Genomic DNA, 19,482 nt, shown 5'->3' on the forward strand with positions numbered 1-19,482 from the left:
CTGAGTCTGATCATATATTAAGCCTGCTGAGCCGTAATTGCTGCTGCAGTTCCTTGTTCAAGTGTCTCCATTTGATTTTTAAAATTTAAAATGGCATCGATACTCGCTACGTCAGGTACTCTTATCAGAGCATCTGTATCAAAAATATCATAGATACCGCTGTGATGCCAGTCCGATAGATCATCCCAATCTGGACGATCGACTATGGGATAAAAACAGCAGCCTAAAAGTGGTATACCTGACTTTAAAATAGCCATACATGCTGTTGCAATGGACTGAATCCATTTGGCACGGTCTTCTCCGGGGTGACTTGTTTCCGAAATAATGAGCGGTCTTCCGTAACGGATAAAAATAGTTTCCATGAGTAAATGAAGGGATCTAAAGTAGGGATGAGCCGGTTCATCTGCCCAAGGTAAAATCTCACGCGTCTCGTTGATCCACTGATTATTGTAATAATAGTTGACACCTATGATATCCAGATATTCGGGTTTCCCCCTCAGTTCGGGGCACATCGCACCACATAGCATATCATGTACCTGAAACTGCTCATTATGTCTTTTTTTAGCTTCCAATGTTGAAAAAATATTTTCAGGACTATGGGTGACGATGCTGATTAATGGCTCCGTAATCATGATCCTTATGGAGGCATCCACTTCTTTCATCCTTTCGATGCCTTCTATATAGGCTTTCATCAGGGCATATTTGACCTCCCAACCCTGCCCGGTACAGTATGGAGAGGTGCCTCTCACATCTCCTCCCAACCAGGAAAGAAAACTGACTTCGTTAATGGGCGTGACGATTAAAACACCTTCTGGCACCAGACTTCTATATTTGATGACAAACTCGCGACACAAATGGCTAAATCTTCTAGCAAACATCGGATGAAGGGGTGTCAGGTCATCCGGAAAACCAAAGTGACAGATATCCCAGATGACCTGAACGTTTTTAGCCTGAGCCACTTGGATCATCTGCTCTACTTCTGACCAATCGTACCGATAGGGCTGATATTCAACATGACTCCATCTGATACCTTCACGAACCGTATGAATACCGAGGCCAACTAGCGCATAAAAATCTTCCTCGAGGTAGCGATCGTGCCCAGATGCCTGAAATAAATCTACCCGGTTTCCAAAGGCATTGAGGTGATCCGCGCATTCAAAACCTCCCATCAGAAAACTATTAAAAGGGCTCTGATGGGAGGGTGAAAAATCATGACTGAACATAGACTTCCTGATTTTTAATTTTTCGGAAAAGTACCAGTGACTGCGCGACTACCTGATCCATATTATAATACTTATAGGTCCCGAGGCGACCTGTAAAATATACATTTGGATGCTCCTCTGAAAGCTTCTTGTATAGGTTATAAATCTCCTGATTTTGCTTTCTCGGAATCGGATAATAAGGATCACCTTCGGCCGTCGGATATTCGTAGACAATGGTCGTTTTAGGATTCCTTTGTCCTGTTAGATACTTAAATTCTGTGATTCGTGTAAAAAGATTAGATGTTGGGTAATTGATGGTTCCCGTTTCCTGATACACTTCCTGATCTAACGTTTCAAATTTAAAATCAATGGACCGGTATGGCAGTTTGCCATAACAATAATCAAAATAGGAATCGATCGGACCTGTATAGATCATTTGCCTAAAAGGAATAAGATCCATAATATCCTTATAATCGGTCTGTAGCATGATGTGGATATTCTGATGCGACAGCATCTTCTTAAACATTTCCGTATATCCATTTTTTGGCATGGCCTGAAAGCTATCCGTAAAATAGCGGTCATCTTTATTGGTTCGAGTGGGTACCCGTGCCGTAACGGAAGCATCTAGCTCCGATGGATCGAGATCCCACTGTTTCTTGGTGTATCCTTTAAAAAATTTCTCATATAACTCTTTCCCGACAATATTAACCACGACATCTTCCGAAGTTAGGATCGGATTTCTTTTTTCAGCTTTTGATGCTAAAAAATCGGTCACTTCATCTGAAGTTAAATTTTTACCATATAACTCATTGATGGTAGTCAGGTTGATGGGAATAGGAACCAGCAAACCGTCTACACTCCCCAAAACCCGGTGCTCATACGGACGCCACTCCGTAAACCTACTCAGATATTGAAAGACCTCCTCCGAATTGGTATGGAAGATATGGGGTCCATATTTGTGAATAAGTATCCCCTCTTCATTGTAATAATCATAGGCGTTGCCACCAATATGATCACGTTTGTCCACGATTAATACCTTGTTTCCTTCTTCAGCAAGACGCTCCGCTAAAACAGCTCCGGCAAAACCGCAGCCCACGATTAAAAAATCATACATGGTCGATCTCCTTTTGTACATTTGTCATCTGGTTATTTCTTCTTCTTACTTGATTGATGAGGGCATTCATTTTGGCGTAAGTATGATCCCAAGAGTCATTTTCAAGAAAACGATCCACTCTATTCAACCACTGCTCTTTTTCGTTACTAGCCAAGATTTTTTCAGCTTCTGTCATAAATACCTTGGAACTGTCCACGATCTGCACCAATCCTGCACTCCCATAGGGATGAACAACATCTTTTATTGCCGTTGAGATCACAGGTTTTCCCGCTGCCAGATACTCCGGTGTTTTGGTGGGGCTTATAAATTCCGTAGATTCATTTAAAGCAAAGAGAATCAGTGCAATATCCCAGTGGGCAATATAGCCAGGTAATTCTGTGTAATTTTTTGGACCTAAATAATGAATATTGGCTGCTCTTGGTAAATCATTGGGATCGATTTTGACAACAGGCCCTATAATCACAAACTGCCACTCGGGACGTTGTGCCGAAACTTCACGCAGCAGTTCAATGTCAAACCGCTCATCGACAACACCAAAAAATCCAAATCTTGGAAAGCCGATCGATTTCTGATCTTCAGGTTCCTGCTGAATGCGCCTGGCCTGACCAAAGTGTTCTTTATCGATACTACTGGGTATTGCATGGATATTGTGATGTCTATGTTTCTTTGCCTGAAACAGAGAGTGACCACCGGTGAAAACGACATCTGCTTTTTGAAATAATTCATTTTCCAATTCCAAAAGTTGAAGTGGAGCAAATCTGAAAGCTGAAAGCTCATCCATGGAATCGTATATTACCATTTCGGGATTCAACTCCCGTGTAAACTGAAGTGCCATGGGCGTATAATACCAGCTGATATACTGTTTGATATGATAATCTTTTAATACTTGATGGATGAGCGCTTGGATCCTATTGTCAGTCGTTTCGTCATGACTGGTGATCAGCAACTCTACAATACAAATATGGTCCTGTGCATGTACCACATATAGGTCTGCATGTCCGATCTTGGGTTCTTCAAAATAAAATACCCGGTAGTCCTGAGCAAATCGAGTCAGGAGGTGTTGTGGTCGCTGATAAACAAAATTCCAGGACAAATGACTAAAACATAATAAGTTATGCATATTTAATATAAATTTAATGGTACAATTTATTTGTCCAGATCATATCGAATAGAATAAATTCACCCTATTGAAATCATCTTGACACTCTTTATAAATTGATATTTTTTTAAAAATGAATAAAAAAGCCCGTTGAGCTTTAATGAAATGACTGGCGTACGCCAGTTGAATGGGCTGCTCAGTTGTTGGCCATTCAACTGTCGCTATAGGTAATAACCATGTTGGATCCTCCTTTTACAATGAAATAATAACTTTTTATACCGTTTGGCTATTGGCATTTCCTGTTGGGTTGAAATATAAAATTTTATATGATTACAACCTGTGCTTTTAGCCCGCTCCTGATTTTGCTTTTCTTTTTTTATCATCATCCTATGATCTACGATATTTATGATTTGTTATTCATTTTAGCAAGTACTGTTGCGGCACCGGTCTCACACATTGCTAGTAGGACACACAAGCATGTAAAAAGGTTCGCTATCATTGTTCGAATATTTAGTTTTAAAAAAAATATGCGTTCTGAGACTTACGGTGCTGAAATATTAAATTTATTTTTAACCATAATTGTATGATTTGGTAATCAAACGAAAATCCTTAAATGCGCAACAGGGTATGGCACCCTATCTTCATACCACAGCAGATACCATTCTATTATACTCCACTATAAAGGGAAGCTAAAGAGTTGACTCGGGAATCATCTAGTGAGCACTTGTGATTTATTTCATAGTACTAAAGGATCTGAAAGAACCTTTGCTTTCACTTACTGTTAATGATGTTAGAGATATTGTGCTTAAATAAAGCATATTAAACATATTTACAATATGCCTTTACATGATTCTAGAATCTATCCAAAAAAGATCACGTAGGAGTAGTACTTCCTGAACACTTATTAAATTATAGATCATTTCATCTGCATGATCAAGACATTCCCATCGATGGTGATGTTCCTTTACAGCCAATACTTTGAGGATTGCATCCTGGTCGCAGATCCATATATCTGACTCTACTACAGTGACCTGCCTCCTTTCGAACCACTGTTGAGCCTGCTTGGCATCTAAACACATTAGAGACCCCGTCAAAACTTCCATATCTTTCATTTCATAAGAAACATGTTCCTGATAGTACATTTGAAGATAGTTGAAATAGATGTCATGGTCCCCCGTTCTTAATGCATGATTACGGATCAGTACGCGCTGAGGATCGAAAGAAAAATCGTAAATTTCTGGATTGGTCGTAAAATGATAACGGAGATCGTATAGCTTGCACTTTTGCTGCAAACGCTGAGCATGATCATCTTCTATCAAAACATCTCCTGAAAGTTGATTATCTTCCAAAAGATTCAAAGCCTGATCAATGATCAAAACAGCTGGTTTTTTGAGGTCAATATTGCTCCCGTTATATTTCAATTGTAAAAGATATTCTTGTACGTTGCGGATGCGAAGAGGTTGCCAAGTTGGATTTGACATGTTAATAGCATCGTAGGTGGTCAACAAATTATATCCTTTGCATTTAAGGTCTACTAGTAGGGATCGGGATAAGCTGGTAAATTGCATAACAATAAGGATTAAATCAATACAAAATATACTTTGTAGTATTTTATTATAATTAGAACAAATGTTACCTATAAGTGGTTTACTCTCTTCGTGTATTTCCTACATCATTATTTCCCTTGACTCATCAGCATGATCAACTTTATAAAGAGTTATTTGTTATATCAATAGAACTGAATTGGCAGATGATCGAAGTTCACGAATGACAGGAATTTACTCATCTGAGATTTTATTTGTTTGATCATTAAAAAGAGAAATTATGCCCTGGTACAACAATGACTATCCACCGTCCTATAAAAATCAGCCCGTCCATATACGGGATAAAGCTGTAGAAATTGCGAATGCCCTATTGCAGGAAGGCAACGATGAGGGAACGGCTATCGCTATAGGTCTAAAGCTTGCTCGCGAGCATTTTGCAAAAAAGGAAGAGGAAAATAATATCGCGAAAATAAAAGATGATCATACTATCTGATCATCTCTACTATAAACTTTAAAAATGGAAACCATGCCTAAAGATCACGGAAAACAAATCAAAGACGATGCACAGTATGAGGCATTACGTCAGAAAGGAATGAGCAAGGAAAAGTCCGCTCGCATTGCCAACTCACCGAAGGCTAGCAAAAAAGGTGGCAAGGCGAGTGATTTAGATTCGAGAACAAAATCAGAACTGCTTGCCGAAGCAAAAAAAATAGGCATCACCGGAAGGCATGCCATGAAAAAAGAAGAACTGATCAAGGCGATCAGAAATCATTAATTTAGCCCAACAACATGCTACGTAAATGTAGTCAACCACTTAAAAAACAAAAAGAAAGGGGAAAAATTCCCCTTTTTTACGATTAACCTAATTTGAATATAGAGCGAAATTTATTCCTGGTCCACTAAATTCTAAATAATAGCACTAATCAGATGTTAATATCGCATCTCTTAGTGCTTTAACCTCATCATGAGCAACCAATTGACGGCTCAACTGATCTCCTATTAAATGTTGAACAGGGACAGACAATGATTCTCGATCCTCCGCTAATATTTTCTTGTACATATCTCTAAAGGCATCTTCCCCTTTTTCACAACTTTCTAGTAAACTTTTTCGATCGTTTCCAGCGACGCTTACTTTTATATTCATCCACAATCTAAACAGCTTACCGCTCAGCATGGTGCTGTCTGTAGGCTCCTCTCCTTCTCTTATCACATGAGGTGTGAGTTCAGTGATAAATCGCTCCGATTGGAGGATATATTTTGCAAATATGCCACCTAGATCGTCTATATGCATACTATGCGCGAGATCTAAAGCTGTTCTATATCCAGCTATTCGATCATTATTAATTTTTATCAAATCGTTGATCATTTCCGGATCATTTACTTTACTGTCCATAACTGCTCTTTTAAAATATGATTAAATTAAAAATATGATTACCTGTTTATAGGTCATACAACTCACCTAAATAAATCGTTCAGACTCGGACCGATTTCCCGTATTTGTAATTTACGTATGGGAGAGCCTATTTTTTGACCTGTTCTCTTGGAAAGGTATCCGGCTCAGGCATATCGTTCAATTGTTCGTTTTGCGGATCAACACCAGCCTCGCCATCACCTTCTTGATTCTTATGTCTCTTATCCACAACTGAAGTAATGGTTTTCTTTTTCTTCGGCTGTTTATCTTCATCGATTAGACCGACTTTTGCATTTTCATTTTTTGTTGCCATGATCGTATTGATTAAGTTTAACTTATTATATAACGTGTCGGCAGGTCAAAAGTTTGTATTTTCTAAACCGTATAAAATACCTAAAATAAAAACAGAATACTTGTTCTGTCCCTATAATATCTATTTAAACGTACTTGATGGAGGTCTCCATCGATCAAAGCACTAGTACATAAACTTTTCTTGTCCCAGATGTGTTCTTTGCATGACAAGATCATCAATAGAGTCATTTAAATTATAAATCAAATGAGTATGGATCAGACTTACGCCTATGTACACGAACTGTTAAACCGTCAGATGGCGCTACGGGCCAAAATTGAAGCAAGTCCACTTGCAGGAGATATTCAATTTGAATACGGTAAAGATTACTATCAGGAAGAAACCCGATCGATGGGACTGCGCATGATCCGAGATGGATTAGAAAAAGAAGGTGAAAAACTGATCTTGGATTTTGTTACGGAACACTATCCGGGAAATGAAGAACGTGAAAAGAATTGGATCGGTAAGATGATGCATGAACTCGAAGCCATCACGCCTACTCTCATTGAGAATCTCTTGGCAGATGGCTATCGTGCGCTACAGAGCAATGTTGAACTGCCCAATGAAAATGCCCTATTCTGCCCTATTGAAGACCTAAATCGCGATACGAAACGGCTATTATTTATGGATAGCACGATTTTAGTTGATCTGCAACAAGCTGATGCATTTGAAAATCTAGCAGGCTGGGTCTATTATCCGGCCAAGTAAGTATCGTGTTTCTACGTAGAAAAACAAAAAATACAATGGTTAAAATAAAAGTCAACCTAAGGTTGTTATAAATTAAATAAAGATGAAAAACATAATCCCCACTCAAAAAGAAGGCAATAAATTAGACTGTTTTGAATCGGTTGAATTTTCGACGACGGAAATAGCAAGCAAGGCTTTCATGGTCGCATGTATCAACCTACTTGCCATCAACGACTGGCACCGTATTGCCGAAATTCCAGCGGCAGTTTTTAAACTGGTGGATCGCCGGGGCGTGGAACTGCACCGCCCGCTGCAGTTACATGATTATATTAAAATTGATATCCCTGGTCCAGGATTACCCAGAACAAAAGGGTTCGACTGGGTCAATGTCGTCCATATGGAGTCCAAAGATCTGTCCGAATTTAAAATCTTATCGATCAGTTTGAAGCCTTGTCCTGATCCTACCGATCCAGAAAACAACGATACCGCTCATTTTTTCGAAGGCATCGCTACCTCAACCCTAATTGTTGAGCAACGGAATAACAGCCTGCTGTTTCAATATGCAGGTCGTAATGAAGTGTTGAATACGGAGAATTCGCATCTGGTGGATAATGTGCGAAATTTTATGGTGGGACTGGGAGCTATAATAGGTGCCTCCTATCCACAATGGAAAGCACTCATCAAGGGATTTGCCAATCAGGTAAAAGAAGCGTAAACGCCTAGTAACCTGCATTTTTTTATAGACACTACATATCTACATTTTATGACTCAAAAGACTGAAATCACCCTTCATGCTGCGCGGATCGGCAATTTGGAGGTACTCCAAGAATTAATCCGCCAAAACATAGATCTTAATTGCAGGGATGAAAAAGGCTTCACCCCGCTCATCATCGCCTGTTACCATAATCGAAAAGATGCCGCCAGATTATTGCTCGATGCCGGAGCTGATGTCAATGCACAGGACAATGGCGGTAATACCGCACTGATGGGCGTCGCCTTTAAAGGTTATGTGGAAATAGCCACTCTATTGATCGGTTATGGTGCCGATCTCAATCTTCAACATGGTAATGGTGGTACGGCACTGATGTTTGCTGCGATGTTCGGCAGAAATGATGTATTAAAGCTCTTATTGGAGAATGGCGCTCAAAAGGATATCGTAGATGTCCGCGGTCTTTCGGTACTGGAGCTTGCTGCCCAACAGGGCAATGAGCACGCCATCGCAATTTTAGAAGCTTAAAGAATCAAAATACAAAAAATACACCCAGCTTAAGCGAGGTGTATTTTTTGTATCCAAATGTTCTACGCTGGAATTAAACGTGGCTTTTCACGATTCCAGAAACGGTGTTGTGCGATTGCTTTTATAAATAGTGCTGCAAGTCTAAAACCCGTATTACCAAAAACAATTCCTTCAGAAAGAACAGTGTCTTCTGAAAATTCCTCCGGTATTTTTTGGCTAAAATATGTCGCTTCTAATACTTGTAATGCCTGTTCATCTGCAGCAATAGCCTTGCAATGCTTGAAAGCCTCATTGAGAAAATGCACCGCATTGGCCTCAGCTTCTAACGTCGCCACGCTATTCGTGCCCCCTGGGACATAAACGGCATCGTATAAAACAGAGGCTGCAGTAAGAAAGCTCTCGTCAACGGGGATCTGGCTGTTATCTGCAGCAAGTAACATTCCCAGATTTGGCGCAATAATATGGACCACGCCGCCAGCATCTTCAAGGGCTTTTTTCATGGAATTTAACGATTTGCCATCTACTCCATCGGCAGCAAGTATCGCAATTTTACGGCTAACAATTCCATCTTTTACTGTATTTTCCATGCTTAATGCCTCGGATCTAGCGATCGGTGATTCGACTTCTATTGGCTGATAATCGGCGACAACACCATCTGCTGGTATGCTTCGGTTGATCGGTTGCTCTATTTTTTTAGGCACTTTCAAGCCCAATTGAAAAGCCACTTCCGCTGCAATAGCCGGATCGACCAAGGATAGGATACCAAGCATACGCTCCCGGATAGCAATGGTCTTTACTTTACCAAGCTCAAAGCTGAATGCATCAATGATATGATTTTTTTCAGGTTCGGACTGACTGTTAAAAAACAATCGGGCTTGACTAAAATGATCAAAAAAACTCTTACTTCTATTTCGTACCTTCTTGGCATCAACCCGTTCCTGATAAGAGGTGAAACCACCATCTGCTTCGCGGACTTGCTGTGGATCATTATTCCCCAAAGCATTTGGTCCGTAGCTCGTTTTGCCTTTGTTAATTTGCTGACGCATAAAGCCGTCTCGCTGGTTATTATAAATAGGTACGATCGGGCGATTGATCGGTATTTCATGAAAATTAGGTCCTCCGAGTCGAATCAGCTGGGTATCGGTATAGGAAAATAACCTGCCTTGCAACAAGGGGTCATTCGTAAAATCAATACCAGGTACAATATTACCAACATGAAACGCAACTTGCTCCGTTTCTGCGAAAAAATTGTCAGGATTACGGTTCAAGGTCATCTTACCAATTCGTTCAACTGGAACAAGTTCTTCTGGAATAATTTTAGTAGGATCTAACAAATCGAATCCAAATTTAAACTCATCTTCTTCTGGTACAATCTGGACGCCAAGCTCCCATTCCGGAAAGGCACCACTTTCGATCGCTTCCCATAAATCTCTTCTATGGAAATCTGGATCCTTGCCGGAAATATTCTGGGCTTCGTCCCAAGCCACGGAATGTACCCCCAATAGCGGTTTCCAATGAAATTTTACAAAACTGGCCACACCCTTTTCATTGATAAAGCGGAAGGTATGTACCCCAAATCCCTCCATCATCCGGTAACTGCGCGGTATGGCACGATCACTCATCAGCCACATAATCATATGCGTGGACTCGGGCATTAACGAGATGAAGTCCCAAAACGTATCATGCGCCGAGGCTGCTTGTGGAATTTCATTGTCCGGTTCTGGTTTGACCGCATGTACCAAATCCGGAAACTTCATGGCATCTTGAATGAAGAAAACTGGCATATTATTACCCACTAAATCAAAATTTCCTTGCTGCGTATAAAATTTTACGGCAAATCCCCTGACATCTCGCGCGAGATCGGTCGACCCTTTGGAACCTGCAACGGTGGAGAAACGCACAAATACTGGAGTTTCCACTTCTGTATCATTTAAGAATACTGCTTTGGTAACCTTATTCAAAGGCTTATACAATTTAAATACGCCGTGTGCGCCTGAACCTCTTGCATGGACAATGCGTTCGGGAATGCGCTCATGATCAAAATGTGTCAACTTTTCTCGAAGAATAAAATCTTCCAGTAAAGTCGCTCCCCGTTCTCCGGCTTTTAACGAATTTTGATCGTCATTGATCAACAAGCCATGATCGGTCGTCATCTGTTGTCCGGAGGCATCAGCTATATGTGGCTGCAGCGACTGGACTTTTTTATTATCCCCTGGCTTGGCGGTATGATCTTCGTTTTTATTTTTTTTCATGCTTTTTGATTTTAATAGGTTTACGATTCTTCTGCTGCCTGATAGTTAACTCCTTCTTCGGCCACTTCTGTCAGTAAGAGGTCGGCAGCTTTTTCTTCTTCCAAAGTCTGCTCTAGGAGTGTCGCTACCTCGGTCAATCCCAGTGTCGCAGCAAGCTGCAACAGACCACCATAACTCGCAATTTCATAGTGTTCTACTTTTTGGGATGCTAGTATAATACCCACATCACGGGTTGCCGTCCCTGCTTCTGTACTTTCAATGATTTCCTCGCCTTTTTTTGCCAAACCTTCCATGGCATTGCATTTTTTAGCAATTGGCTCTTTTCCCATGATATCAAATATCGTTTCGAGCCTAGCAACATGTCCTTCTGTCTCTTTCAGATGATTTTCGATGGCCTTGCTGAGTGCTGCTGAGGTAGCAGCTTTAATCATTTTCGGCAAGGTTTTAAGGAGATGGTTTTCGGCCCAGTACAGATCCCGGATGCCATCAAAAAAAAGTTCATTTAAAGCAGGTTCAGAATGAACAGAGGCTTTCATTTTAAATTTTGGCGTTGTGCCCGTTTCGTTTTTCATAACGTATAAGTTAAAGGTGGAAAATTAAAATTTGATAGTTTACTTCGGAAGCAAACTGAAAAACTTACAAGAAAGTGAGCATATTGCTTCATTGATATCCTGCTTCTTGGTTGCTTTTTCTTTCTTGTTTAATCATCTCCATTTATTTCATAAGCAGGTAAGCCTGTTGTGGCTGGACCAGTAAGCAAAAGGCCAGTCGGATCATATCGAGCGCCATGACAAGGACAGTCCCAGCTTCGCTCCGTGCTATTCCACTGCACGACGCAGCCGGCATGTTTGCACACTGGATCTACCGCAAATAACTGACCTGTGTCATCTTTAAAAAGGCCAATATCTCGATTTTCAAAATTGATAATGCGCCCCTCTCCTTTGGCAATTTCGCCATAGCTGTGGATCTTCGACACCGAGAGCTTATCGGTAATCAGATGTTTGGCGACATCTATATTTTCAGTCATAAAATTAGAAAAACCGGCAATTGGCTTACATCGTGAAGGTGAAAATAGCGCTTCATACGTACTTTTGCCATGCACAATCAGGTCCGAAATGATTTGAGCAGATAAGGTTCCGAAGATCATCCCGTTACCGCTATAACCAGTTGCCACAAATATGCGTTTGTTCTTCTTACCTGGAAAGTATCCGATATAGGGTAAGCCGTCTGTACTTTCGTAGTACTGTGATGACCATTTATATACGACTTCTTTGACCTTATATGTACTTCTGACAAATGATTCTAGTTCTGTAAAATTAAAATCGGTATTGTTGTGCTGACCGGTTTTATGATCCTGGCCCCCTACCAGTAACAGTTGCCGATCTTGATAGGCAGCTTTTCTAAAATAGTGAAACGGATCTTGCATATCATAAATAAGGTCTTCAGGATAAGATTCGTTATCTGCTAATTCGAACCCCATCACGTAACTGCGATAAGGAGCTAATTTGAAGGTCAACAGATGAACCCCCGGTGGCGTATGGGTAGCATAGACCACATAATCAGCATAAAAGCTTTTATCTCCTGCTGTCTCTACACGCTGCAAACCTTCCTGATCAATGGTTTTGATCACTTTTGTATTTTCCAGGATATGACCCCCTAATTTTAAAAATTCAACATACAGCGCTTTTAAATACTGAAGGGGATGAAAGCGTCCTTGTTCACCAAATTTTATCGCCCGGATATAATCCATCGGGCCAGGGATATCGTCGACAAACTCGGCATAAATACCCACTTCGTTGATGGCTTCTAATGTTTTGATCAGCTCTTTTTCTTCGTCCTGCTGCGTCGCATACATGTAGCCATCGCAACGGCTAAAGTCGCACGAAATCTGTAATTTTTCAATAAAACCGGTTATGTGTTCTACTGCCTGCTGAGCAGCCTCAGCAGCCAGTATGGCCTGTTGTTTTCCAAAATTGGAAATAAGGGTTTGATAGGGTGTATCCAATACCGTATTCAGATGAGCGGATGTTCCGGAGGTCGTCCCAAATCCGACGGTATGTGCTTCAAGAATTAAGCATTTCTTACCTTGCGCTTGCAACATCAGTGCAGTCGTGATACCTGTTATACCTGCACCAACAATAATGACATCAACATGATCAGAGGGTGGCACCTGATGGTAACCCTCCAAATCTTCCAGATCTTGCCATAAGCTCGTATTTTTACCGTCTCTTTTAATCATAGCTGAACCGTTGAATTTGTTTTTTTTAATACTTTAGGGTACTTAAACGTTTATTAAACTGATCTTTTTAAATCAATCGAGTTGATTACTGCCGCATGGGCTATTAACCTGATTCATTTACGCTAGGATAACAACCCCTTCATCCTAATCGTTCATAAATTGTCGATAAGGGGCATAAATACCTATCAAAACATATTTATACGTTGCACGCGACTTTACAGTGTGAAATTTTTATTAGGAAATGCTACTCTTAGATGTAGGCATGATATGCCGCATCTGACAAGCAAGGCGAGAATGGCGGTAAAAGGAATAGAGTGAGCAAGATTATGCTGATATCGTATGTTCTGTTGTATACTTTATCCTGCTCATGAATATTGAAAGCCCAAAAGATCCGGCGTTATGATAGGTCGACAGCATTGTTAACTTCTCAAATTTTAGTGACTGGAATGTGTTTACTTCTATGTGAAAAGCATACATATTCATCATTAATTGATACTATTACATATTAAGACGAAGCCCATAAGCGGAGTCCGGAAAAAATTTATTTTTATTTTGAGAATTTAAAGATAATTATTATATTAACGCTGCTCTCCCACGGAGTCTTATCATAAAGATTACTACAGATTAACGTTCAAGTCCTAAGATCCCCTCTTAGGACTTTGAAAAATAAGTTAAAGATTGAAATTTTCATAAACCATTTGGCACCCAGTTTTATTTCCTATTCTATCATCAATCCTATATCAGCAACAGCTTGCTGAAATTACCAATTACGTAGCTAATTTACTTACAAATTAATGGAGATGGTATTGAACAAATAGCATTTACAAGACAAATGTAATAATCATAACCACGATGTGAAAAGTTAAAGTTATTCATCTTTAGAATAATGGCTAGGCGATTTAAAAAAAAATTAATTTCACTGGCATGCAAATAACTTAAAACACATCGTCGACATCCTATTACAAAGGCAGATAAACCTTAAATTCGGATCCGTGGCCAATCTTACTTTTTACCAGAATTTTACCGCCCGCATTTTTGACAATACTGTTGACTAAATATAATCCCACTCCTGAACCATCAGCAGATGCGGTCACCCTTTTAAATTTTTCAAAAATAGTGACTAAGTCTTGTTCCCCCATTCCGATTCCATTGTCCGTAATACGGATAACGATGCATCGATCTTCTTGGTACGAGTGAATTTTGATATCGGGTTTGCGGTCTGCGGGTGTATACTTAATAGCATTGCTCAGCAAATTGTACAACACACTACGTAGCTTCCTTCTCACAAAATTAATCTCGGAAACTTCTATATTTTGAGAGATTTTTGAATTGGAAGCAATGATCTGAGGAGCTAGTGCCAGCCTAACGTCTTCCAAGATATGAGGCAGATCCAATAGTTCTTCGGCTGCCTGATATTTTTGTTTTTCCCAGCGACTTTCTGTTAAATCATAAATAACCTTCTTGATATTGACCAGGCCCCTTTCCAGATTTTCGATCATCAGCTTAAACTTTGATGATTTATTTTCTGGCAATATTTTGAGCAGATCACAGGTTAGATAAAGACCTGCTAATGGACTTTTAATATCATGAGCGATCTGATCCAACAGTAATTCATGTTCCATAATCATTTTCTCCTGCTCTTTCAAATCTTTGATCCGAGCCGTTATATCAACAAATGTAATAATAACACCATTTGTTTTACTATCCTTGCGCGTGATATAGGGCAGAATATTCATCTGATACCAGCGCATGTCCGTAGTCTGAATTTCTTTTTCCAGCATTTTACCTGTAGAAATCACTGTACTGATATTACTGATAATATTGGGATATCTAAAATTTTCTTTAATATCTTCCAAAGAGAGTCCGATATAGTCGTGTTTTAAAACAAAATGCTTCATGGCCGGAGGCGTAAATTTACGCAGCCGTAGATCTGCATCGACGAATAATTGCGGAATAATGGTATTACTGAAATAATTTTCTAGATCCTCATTGAGCTGAATGAGTTCGCTGATCTGATCATTTTTAAGATTCATCCTGCTGTCTCCGTTGTAAATAAAAATATATTCCTTTTTTGTTGTAGTAATAGGAACAAAAAGCACAAAGAAGATCAACGTTGACCAACAGATATTGGGTATATTTTTATAAAGTTATACTTTATTTAACAGCATTACTGCCTTATTGTTTTACTTAGCAATTTAAAATTTGTTAATCCTGTTATAGAGATTGTATAAATTGCTATATATCAAAATATTACAATTTTTCTATAAACAAAAAAAATATATTTAAACCTGATAATTAAATTTATGAAGTGGTATTTTTATAAGTTGTCAAGATCTGAAAATGGCAAAGCCATAACTTATCGTATGGCTTTGCCTCATTAACTTATTTTTGTTGGATTCGCTTTTTCAACTGAGATAGTGCCACTACCGCACCAAGCATAGCTGCAGCAATAACCATTTTCTGGATGCGTGCAGACCGATTGTATTTCCACTCTGCATTCCATCCCCTCTCCGCAAAAATATTAGGAATCTTTCCTTTTGCTAGATCGTCAGCGATACCCTCCACGACGTTTATCCTATCGGCCAATAGTAAAGGTAACCAATGTCCATAACTAGATTCACTAAATTGAAAAGCATATCTTCGGATCATCCCGCTCAGTCCAGTTGGCGGTACTGTCTCCCCTATTGCTGCAGAGTAAGTTGGCCTTTCATTGGAATGTAATACTTCCACACTTGGCTTCTGTAGGGCTGGACGATCCCAATTGCTTCGTTGATGATCGTCCCCTGTATAATTTTTCATGGGATATGTGGGTTCATTGTCTGCATCTGCATCAATACCCCAGCCTGGTATGTTTTTAAAATGTTCTTGCTCTTGTTTCATAATAATTCAATTTATGTTATCCTTTTCCTGGAATAATTACGGGTTTAATGCAACCATCAAGTTTTGAAGAAAAGATATGATACGCATCTGCAACCTCCGACAAAGGAATGCGGTGGGTAATGATGCTTTTTGGATCTAATACCCCCGACTGTATATGTTCAATCAATCGCGGCAGCAACCGTTTGACCGACGCCTGATTAGCACGAATGGTCAATCCTTTATTGACTACGTTTCCTATGGGAACCAGATTATCTGTCGGACCGTATACACCTACTACGGAGACAATGCCCCCTTTTTTAACTGCATTGACTGCCCAATGTAGTGCCGTTGCTGCACCTGCTTGCAACATGAGCTTTTTACCAGTAATGGTATGGAGCATACTTCCACAAGCATCTGATCCAACGGCATCGATACACACATCGGCACCAAACCAGTCCGTTGTCTTTTTTATAAAAAGCACTGGATCCACCAGAGATTTGAAATTATAGGCTTCACAGTGGGCATAATGACGTACAAACTCTAATCTATACTCGAGATGATCAATTACAATGACACGTGCTGCTCCAAACAGCCACGCACATTTAGCCGCCATGATACCGATCGGTCCAGCACCAAATACCACGACAGTATCTCCTTTTTTAATACCACCCATCTCAGCAGCTTGATAACCTGTTGGTACAACATCCGTCAATAGCAAGGCATCATCTAAATCCATACCTTCGGGAATGACGGTAGGACCAACATCGGCATAAGGAACGCGCACATATTCCGCCTGCCCACCATCGAAGCCACCGGCAGTATGCGAGTAGCCAAATATTCCACCAACAGCCGTTGACATGGAATTTGATTCGTGACAATTGCCATATAATCCTTGTTTACAAAATGCGCATTTTCCACAGGCTATATTAAAGGGTACTAGAACCTGATCCCCAACTTTAAGTTTTTGTACCGTCGGACCAACTTCTTCTACCACACCGATAAACTCATGTCCAAAGGTGCTTCCCACACGAGTATCTGGAACCATGCCGTGATACAGATGGAGATCTGAGCCGCAAATACAGGCCCTTGTGACCCGTATAATGGCATCGTCGGGATGAAGTATTTCTGGCATCGGTTTTTCTTCTGTTCTAACCCGCTTAGGCCCTCTGTAATTCATTGCTTGCATAAAAAAATCTCCTTTCTAATTTTATAAATAGACAGTCGTGTATTCGTAAGGTGAACAACTCCGAGGTAGAATCGTTTAATTTTTTCTGCAGCAGGATACTATTCCAGTATTAATAGTTAATAGGAGTTGTAAATACCCTACATAGTGACCTAAATACCTGATAGAGCCTATCTTTAAATAGTCGCTTTATTATGTATCGACAAGTTTATTCGGTAAACTATAACGAATTTCAAAACAGTATCATGTTGTAGATAACCAGTAATGATGATTCACCATTCAGCGATCAATTTCCTTCTGATTGATAATTTAATAAAATATTATTCGTTTAATATCATTATGAATAGTATTTTTACTATTCGTGATACTCTATTTCTATTAATAAAATAGTATTTATCAGCATGGAGCCTAGTCAAACACCTGAATACATAACAACTCTGGAAAAAGAAAATGAGGAGTTGAAAGATCGAGTTGCACAACTCTCGGATTTCATAGAGCATGGAGCAGTACCCCTCCACTGGGTCAATGGAGATGGCATAATTATCTGGGCAAATCAAGCCGAGCTGAATTTGCTAGGTTACCGAATGGATGAATACCTGGGTAAGTCCATCACAGATTTTCATTATGATGCCGACATCATTCAAGAAATACTGAAGCGCCTGCTCAATCATGAAACACTAAGCGATTATCCAGCGATATTAAAATGCAAAGATGGATCGTTGAAATATGTGGTGATCAGTTCAAATGGACTTTTTAAAAATGGCGAATTTATACATTCCCGGTGCTTTACGAAAGACATTACCGCATTAGTGAGAGAGGAAGAACGGCGAAATCATCTCATGCAGTTGCTTAAGAAAAGCGAAGAAAGGCTGAGATTAGCCATTGAAGCAACAGCATTAGGAACTTGGGACTGGGTGCTGGAAGAAGGAAAAATATATTTATCTACGGAAACGAAAAAGATATTGGATCTGGAGGATGATATCTTATACCCCGATCATATTCTTGCGCTTGTTCATCCCGATGACCGGGGCGAAGTGAGCCTTAAGATTGAAGGATTACAACATCATATTTCGGATAGGTCTTTTGACTTCATCTGCCGGACCAAAAAATCAAAGCTCAACAATACTTGTTGGATAAAGGTGCAGGGGTTAATACACTTTGATCCCGATCAAGGACTGCACCGGATTATTGGATCCATACTCGATATTACCGATCTTAAAGTCGCTGAAACGACGAATGCAGAACTGGTTGCTATTGTCAACTGCTCTAACGATGCTATTATTGCAAAATCACTGGATGGGACCATCACGAGCTGGAACCATGCCGCCGAGGAGGTATTTGGATATAGTGCAGCTGAAATGATCGGCCATTCGACTGAAAAATTAGTACCAGAAAACCTTAAAGACCAGGAAAATGATCTTTTACAGCGGTTGCGAACTGGTGAGTCTCTGAAACATTTTGAAACTAAACGCAGAACTAAATCCGGTAAATTACTAGATGTTTCCTTGACCATATCTCCGATTAGAGATGAACGAGGTAATATATTTGGTATTTCAAAAATCGCCCGAGACATTACAGATAAAAAACTCGAGGAGAGACGGAAGAATGATTTTATCTCCATGGTCAGCCATGAGCTAAAAACACCGCTTACCTCAGTGTTGCTTTTTACACAGGTCCTAAAACAAAAATTTAATGAAAGCAGCGATGACGTTGGTTTGCAGATCACCGCAAAAATTGAGAATCAAACTAAAAAAATGACTTCCCTAATCCGGGATTTTCTGAGTCTGGCCAGAATCGAAGAAGGAAAATTGCAGGTAGTTATAGAACCTATCTCGCTCCTCACTTTATTTGAGGAAATTAAAAACGAAGCTGAACTCTTGATCAATAAACATCATATTAAATTTGCTTGCGACAGCAATATCACTATTCTGGCTGATCGGGACAAGATGGGGCAAGTATTGATGAATCTCCTTTCTAATGCCATCAAATATTCACCTGATGGCGGAACCATTACATTAGGATGTGAGAAGTTTGGTGAAAAAATTAAACTATATGTTCAAGATGAAGGCATTGGGATCGATTTGGCAGATCAAAAAAAGTTATTTAACCGTTTTTATCGAGTAGATAGCGAGCAAACTAATCATATTTCGGGATTCGGTATCGGCCTGTATATTGTATCGGAGATACTTCGTTACCATCAGTCCACCATTGAAGTAGAAAGTGAAAAAGGAGTGGGTACAACTTTTTACTTTTTCTTGGATGTGACCCCTGAAAGTCAACGCTGAAGATCTCATCATATATCATAT

General features: G+C 39.8%; 18 protein-coding genes. 6 read left to right on the plus strand and 12 right to left on the minus strand.

The features are described 5' to 3' along the window. Nucleotides 1–17: 17 nt before the first annotated feature. The 4 genes from AC06G9_RS12065 to AC06G9_RS12080 all read right to left on the minus strand — a co-directional run bounded on the left by AC06G9_RS12065 (nt 18) and on the right by AC06G9_RS12080 (nt 4,983). A complete protein-coding gene (locus tag AC06G9_RS12065) occupies nt 18–1,169 on the minus strand; it encodes an amine oxidase (RefSeq protein ID WP_480956297.1) in 1,152 nt (383 codons plus the stop codon). 40 nt (nt 1,170–1,209) lie between these two features. Next, nucleotides 1,210–2,337 carry a UDP-galactopyranose mutase gene (gene glf / locus AC06G9_RS12070; protein WP_480956298.1) on the minus strand — a complete coding sequence of 376 codons (1,128 nt, stop codon included), beginning with the start codon at nt 2,335–2,337 and terminating at the stop codon, nt 1,210–1,212. Beyond that, nucleotides 2,309–3,436 carry a glycosyltransferase gene (locus AC06G9_RS12075; protein WP_480956299.1) on the minus strand — a complete coding sequence of 376 codons (1,128 nt, stop codon included), beginning with the start codon at nt 3,434–3,436 and terminating at the stop codon, nt 2,309–2,311. The genes glf and AC06G9_RS12075 overlap by 29 nt, the downstream gene beginning before the upstream one ends. 821 nt (nt 3,437–4,257) lie before the next feature. Further along, nucleotides 4,258–4,983, minus strand: a complete 726-nt coding sequence (locus tag AC06G9_RS12080; RefSeq protein WP_346569649.1) for a hypothetical protein — start codon at nt 4,981–4,983, stop codon at nt 4,258–4,260. 256 nt (nt 4,984–5,239) lie between these two features. Here AC06G9_RS12080 and AC06G9_RS12085 point away from each other — a divergent pair, with 256 nt between their 5' ends. Further along, entirely contained in the window at nt 5,240–5,452 is a 213-nt protein-coding gene (locus tag AC06G9_RS12085) for a DUF2188 domain-containing protein (protein ID WP_293925743.1), read from the plus strand. Nucleotides 5,453–5,485: 33 nt separating this feature from the next. Next, a complete protein-coding gene (locus tag AC06G9_RS12090) occupies nt 5,486–5,734 on the plus strand; it encodes a DUF7218 family protein (protein WP_346569650.1) in 249 nt (82 codons plus the stop codon). A 144-nt stretch (nt 5,735–5,878) separates the two neighbouring features. On the opposite strand, the gene AC06G9_RS12095 is transcribed toward AC06G9_RS12090, so the two are convergent. Beyond that, the gene (locus AC06G9_RS12095; RefSeq protein WP_293925740.1) at nt 5,879–6,352 is read right to left on the minus strand and encodes a ferritin-like domain-containing protein; all 474 of its coding nucleotides are present in this window, start codon (nt 6,350–6,352) and stop codon (nt 5,879–5,881) included. Between the two features lie 127 nt (nt 6,353–6,479). Further along, nucleotides 6,480–6,683 (minus strand): hypothetical protein, encoded by a 204-nt coding sequence (locus AC06G9_RS12100; protein WP_480956300.1) that lies wholly within the window; start codon nt 6,681–6,683, stop codon nt 6,480–6,482. A gap of 249 nt (nt 6,684–6,932) precedes the next feature. Between AC06G9_RS12100 and AC06G9_RS12105 the strand changes: the two genes are divergently transcribed. The 3 genes from AC06G9_RS12105 to AC06G9_RS12115 all read left to right on the plus strand — a co-directional run bounded on the left by AC06G9_RS12105 (nt 6,933) and on the right by AC06G9_RS12115 (nt 8,643). Continuing rightward, nucleotides 6,933–7,427, plus strand: a complete 495-nt coding sequence (locus AC06G9_RS12105; RefSeq protein WP_248753613.1) for a hypothetical protein — start codon at nt 6,933–6,935, stop codon at nt 7,425–7,427. A gap of 82 nt (nt 7,428–7,509) precedes the next feature. Beyond that, entirely contained in the window at nt 7,510–8,121 is a 612-nt protein-coding gene (locus tag AC06G9_RS12110) for a hypothetical protein (RefSeq protein ID WP_094772207.1), read from the plus strand. 48 nt (nt 8,122–8,169) lie between these two features. Further along, entirely contained in the window at nt 8,170–8,643 is a 474-nt protein-coding gene (locus AC06G9_RS12115) for an ankyrin repeat domain-containing protein (RefSeq protein WP_480956301.1), read from the plus strand. Between the two features lie 62 nt (nt 8,644–8,705). On the opposite strand, the gene AC06G9_RS12120 is transcribed toward AC06G9_RS12115, so the two are convergent. From AC06G9_RS12120 to AC06G9_RS12145, 6 genes are all read right to left on the minus strand, one after another. Further along, nucleotides 8,706–10,895 carry a catalase gene (locus AC06G9_RS12120; RefSeq protein ID WP_480956302.1) on the minus strand — a complete coding sequence of 730 codons (2,190 nt, stop codon included), beginning with the start codon at nt 10,893–10,895 and terminating at the stop codon, nt 8,706–8,708. 20 nt (nt 10,896–10,915) lie between these two features. Next, nucleotides 10,916–11,467, minus strand: a complete 552-nt coding sequence (locus tag AC06G9_RS12125) for a YciE/YciF ferroxidase family protein (RefSeq protein WP_480956303.1) — start codon at nt 11,465–11,467, stop codon at nt 10,916–10,918. A gap of 128 nt (nt 11,468–11,595) precedes the next feature. Continuing rightward, on the minus strand, nt 11,596–13,134 hold the full coding sequence (locus AC06G9_RS12130; protein WP_480956304.1) for an FAD-dependent oxidoreductase: 1,539 nt from the start codon (nt 13,132–13,134) through the stop codon (nt 11,596–11,598). A 959-nt stretch (nt 13,135–14,093) separates the two neighbouring features. Continuing rightward, a complete protein-coding gene (locus AC06G9_RS12135; protein WP_346569657.1) occupies nt 14,094–15,167 on the minus strand; it encodes a sensor histidine kinase in 1,074 nt (357 codons plus the stop codon). A 349-nt stretch (nt 15,168–15,516) separates the two neighbouring features. Continuing rightward, nucleotides 15,517–16,014: a hypothetical protein gene (locus AC06G9_RS12140; RefSeq protein WP_480956305.1), complete on the minus strand. Its 498-nt coding sequence runs from the start codon at nt 16,012–16,014 to the stop codon at nt 15,517–15,519. A gap of 16 nt (nt 16,015–16,030) precedes the next feature. Beyond that, a complete protein-coding gene (locus AC06G9_RS12145) occupies nt 16,031–17,179 on the minus strand; it encodes a zinc-dependent alcohol dehydrogenase (protein ID WP_480956306.1) in 1,149 nt (382 codons plus the stop codon). 398 nt (nt 17,180–17,577) lie between these two features. Between AC06G9_RS12145 and AC06G9_RS12150 the strand changes: the two genes are divergently transcribed. Then, nucleotides 17,578–19,461: a PAS domain S-box protein gene (locus AC06G9_RS12150; RefSeq protein ID WP_480956307.1), complete on the plus strand. Its 1,884-nt coding sequence runs from the start codon at nt 17,578–17,580 to the stop codon at nt 19,459–19,461. The last annotated feature ends 21 nt before the right edge of the window (nt 19,462–19,482 follow it).

It is taken from the genome of Sphingobacterium sp. MAE (genome assembly GCF_056711605.1).

Coding starts and splice junctions, on each gene's coding strand:
- AC06G9_RS12095 (WP_293925740.1), bottom strand. CDS start 6,352: ATGGACAGTAAAGTAAATGATCCGGAAATGATCAACGATTTGATAAAA.
- AC06G9_RS12080 (WP_346569649.1), bottom strand. CDS start 4,983: ATGCAATTTACCAGCTTATCCCGATCCCTACTAGTAGACCTTAAATGC.
- AC06G9_RS12105 (WP_248753613.1), top strand. CDS start 6,933: ATGGATCAGACTTACGCCTATGTACACGAACTGTTAAACCGTCAGATG.
- AC06G9_RS12115 (WP_480956301.1), top strand. CDS start 8,170: ATGACTCAAAAGACTGAAATCACCCTTCATGCTGCGCGGATCGGCAAT.
- glf (WP_480956298.1), bottom strand. CDS start 2,337: ATGTACAAAAGGAGATCGACCATGTATGATTTTTTAATCGTGGGCTGC.
- AC06G9_RS12125 (WP_480956303.1), bottom strand. CDS start 11,467: ATGAAAAACGAAACGGGCACAACGCCAAAATTTAAAATGAAAGCCTCT.
- AC06G9_RS12110 (WP_094772207.1), top strand. CDS start 7,510: ATGAAAAACATAATCCCCACTCAAAAAGAAGGCAATAAATTAGACTGT.
- AC06G9_RS12065 (WP_480956297.1), bottom strand. CDS start 1,169: ATGGGAGGTTTTGAATGCGCGGATCACCTCAATGCCTTTGGAAACCGG.
- AC06G9_RS12145 (WP_480956306.1), bottom strand. CDS start 17,179: ATGCAAGCAATGAATTACAGAGGGCCTAAGCGGGTTAGAACAGAAGAA.
- AC06G9_RS12120 (WP_480956302.1), bottom strand. CDS start 10,895: ATGAAAAAAAATAAAAACGAAGATCATACCGCCAAGCCAGGGGATAAT.
- AC06G9_RS12100 (WP_480956300.1), bottom strand. CDS start 6,683: ATGGCAACAAAAAATGAAAATGCAAAAGTCGGTCTAATCGATGAAGAT.
- AC06G9_RS12140 (WP_480956305.1), bottom strand. CDS start 16,014: ATGAAACAAGAGCAAGAACATTTTAAAAACATACCAGGCTGGGGTATT.
- AC06G9_RS12135 (WP_346569657.1), bottom strand. CDS start 15,167: ATGAATCTTAAAAATGATCAGATCAGCGAACTCATTCAGCTCAATGAG.
- AC06G9_RS12150 (WP_480956307.1), top strand. CDS start 17,578: ATGGAGCCTAGTCAAACACCTGAATACATAACAACTCTGGAAAAAGAA.
- AC06G9_RS12090 (WP_346569650.1), top strand. CDS start 5,486: ATGCCTAAAGATCACGGAAAACAAATCAAAGACGATGCACAGTATGAG.
- AC06G9_RS12085 (WP_293925743.1), top strand. CDS start 5,240: ATGCCCTGGTACAACAATGACTATCCACCGTCCTATAAAAATCAGCCC.
- AC06G9_RS12075 (WP_480956299.1), bottom strand. CDS start 3,436: ATGCATAACTTATTATGTTTTAGTCATTTGTCCTGGAATTTTGTTTAT.
- AC06G9_RS12130 (WP_480956304.1), bottom strand. CDS start 13,134: ATGATTAAAAGAGACGGTAAAAATACGAGCTTATGGCAAGATCTGGAA.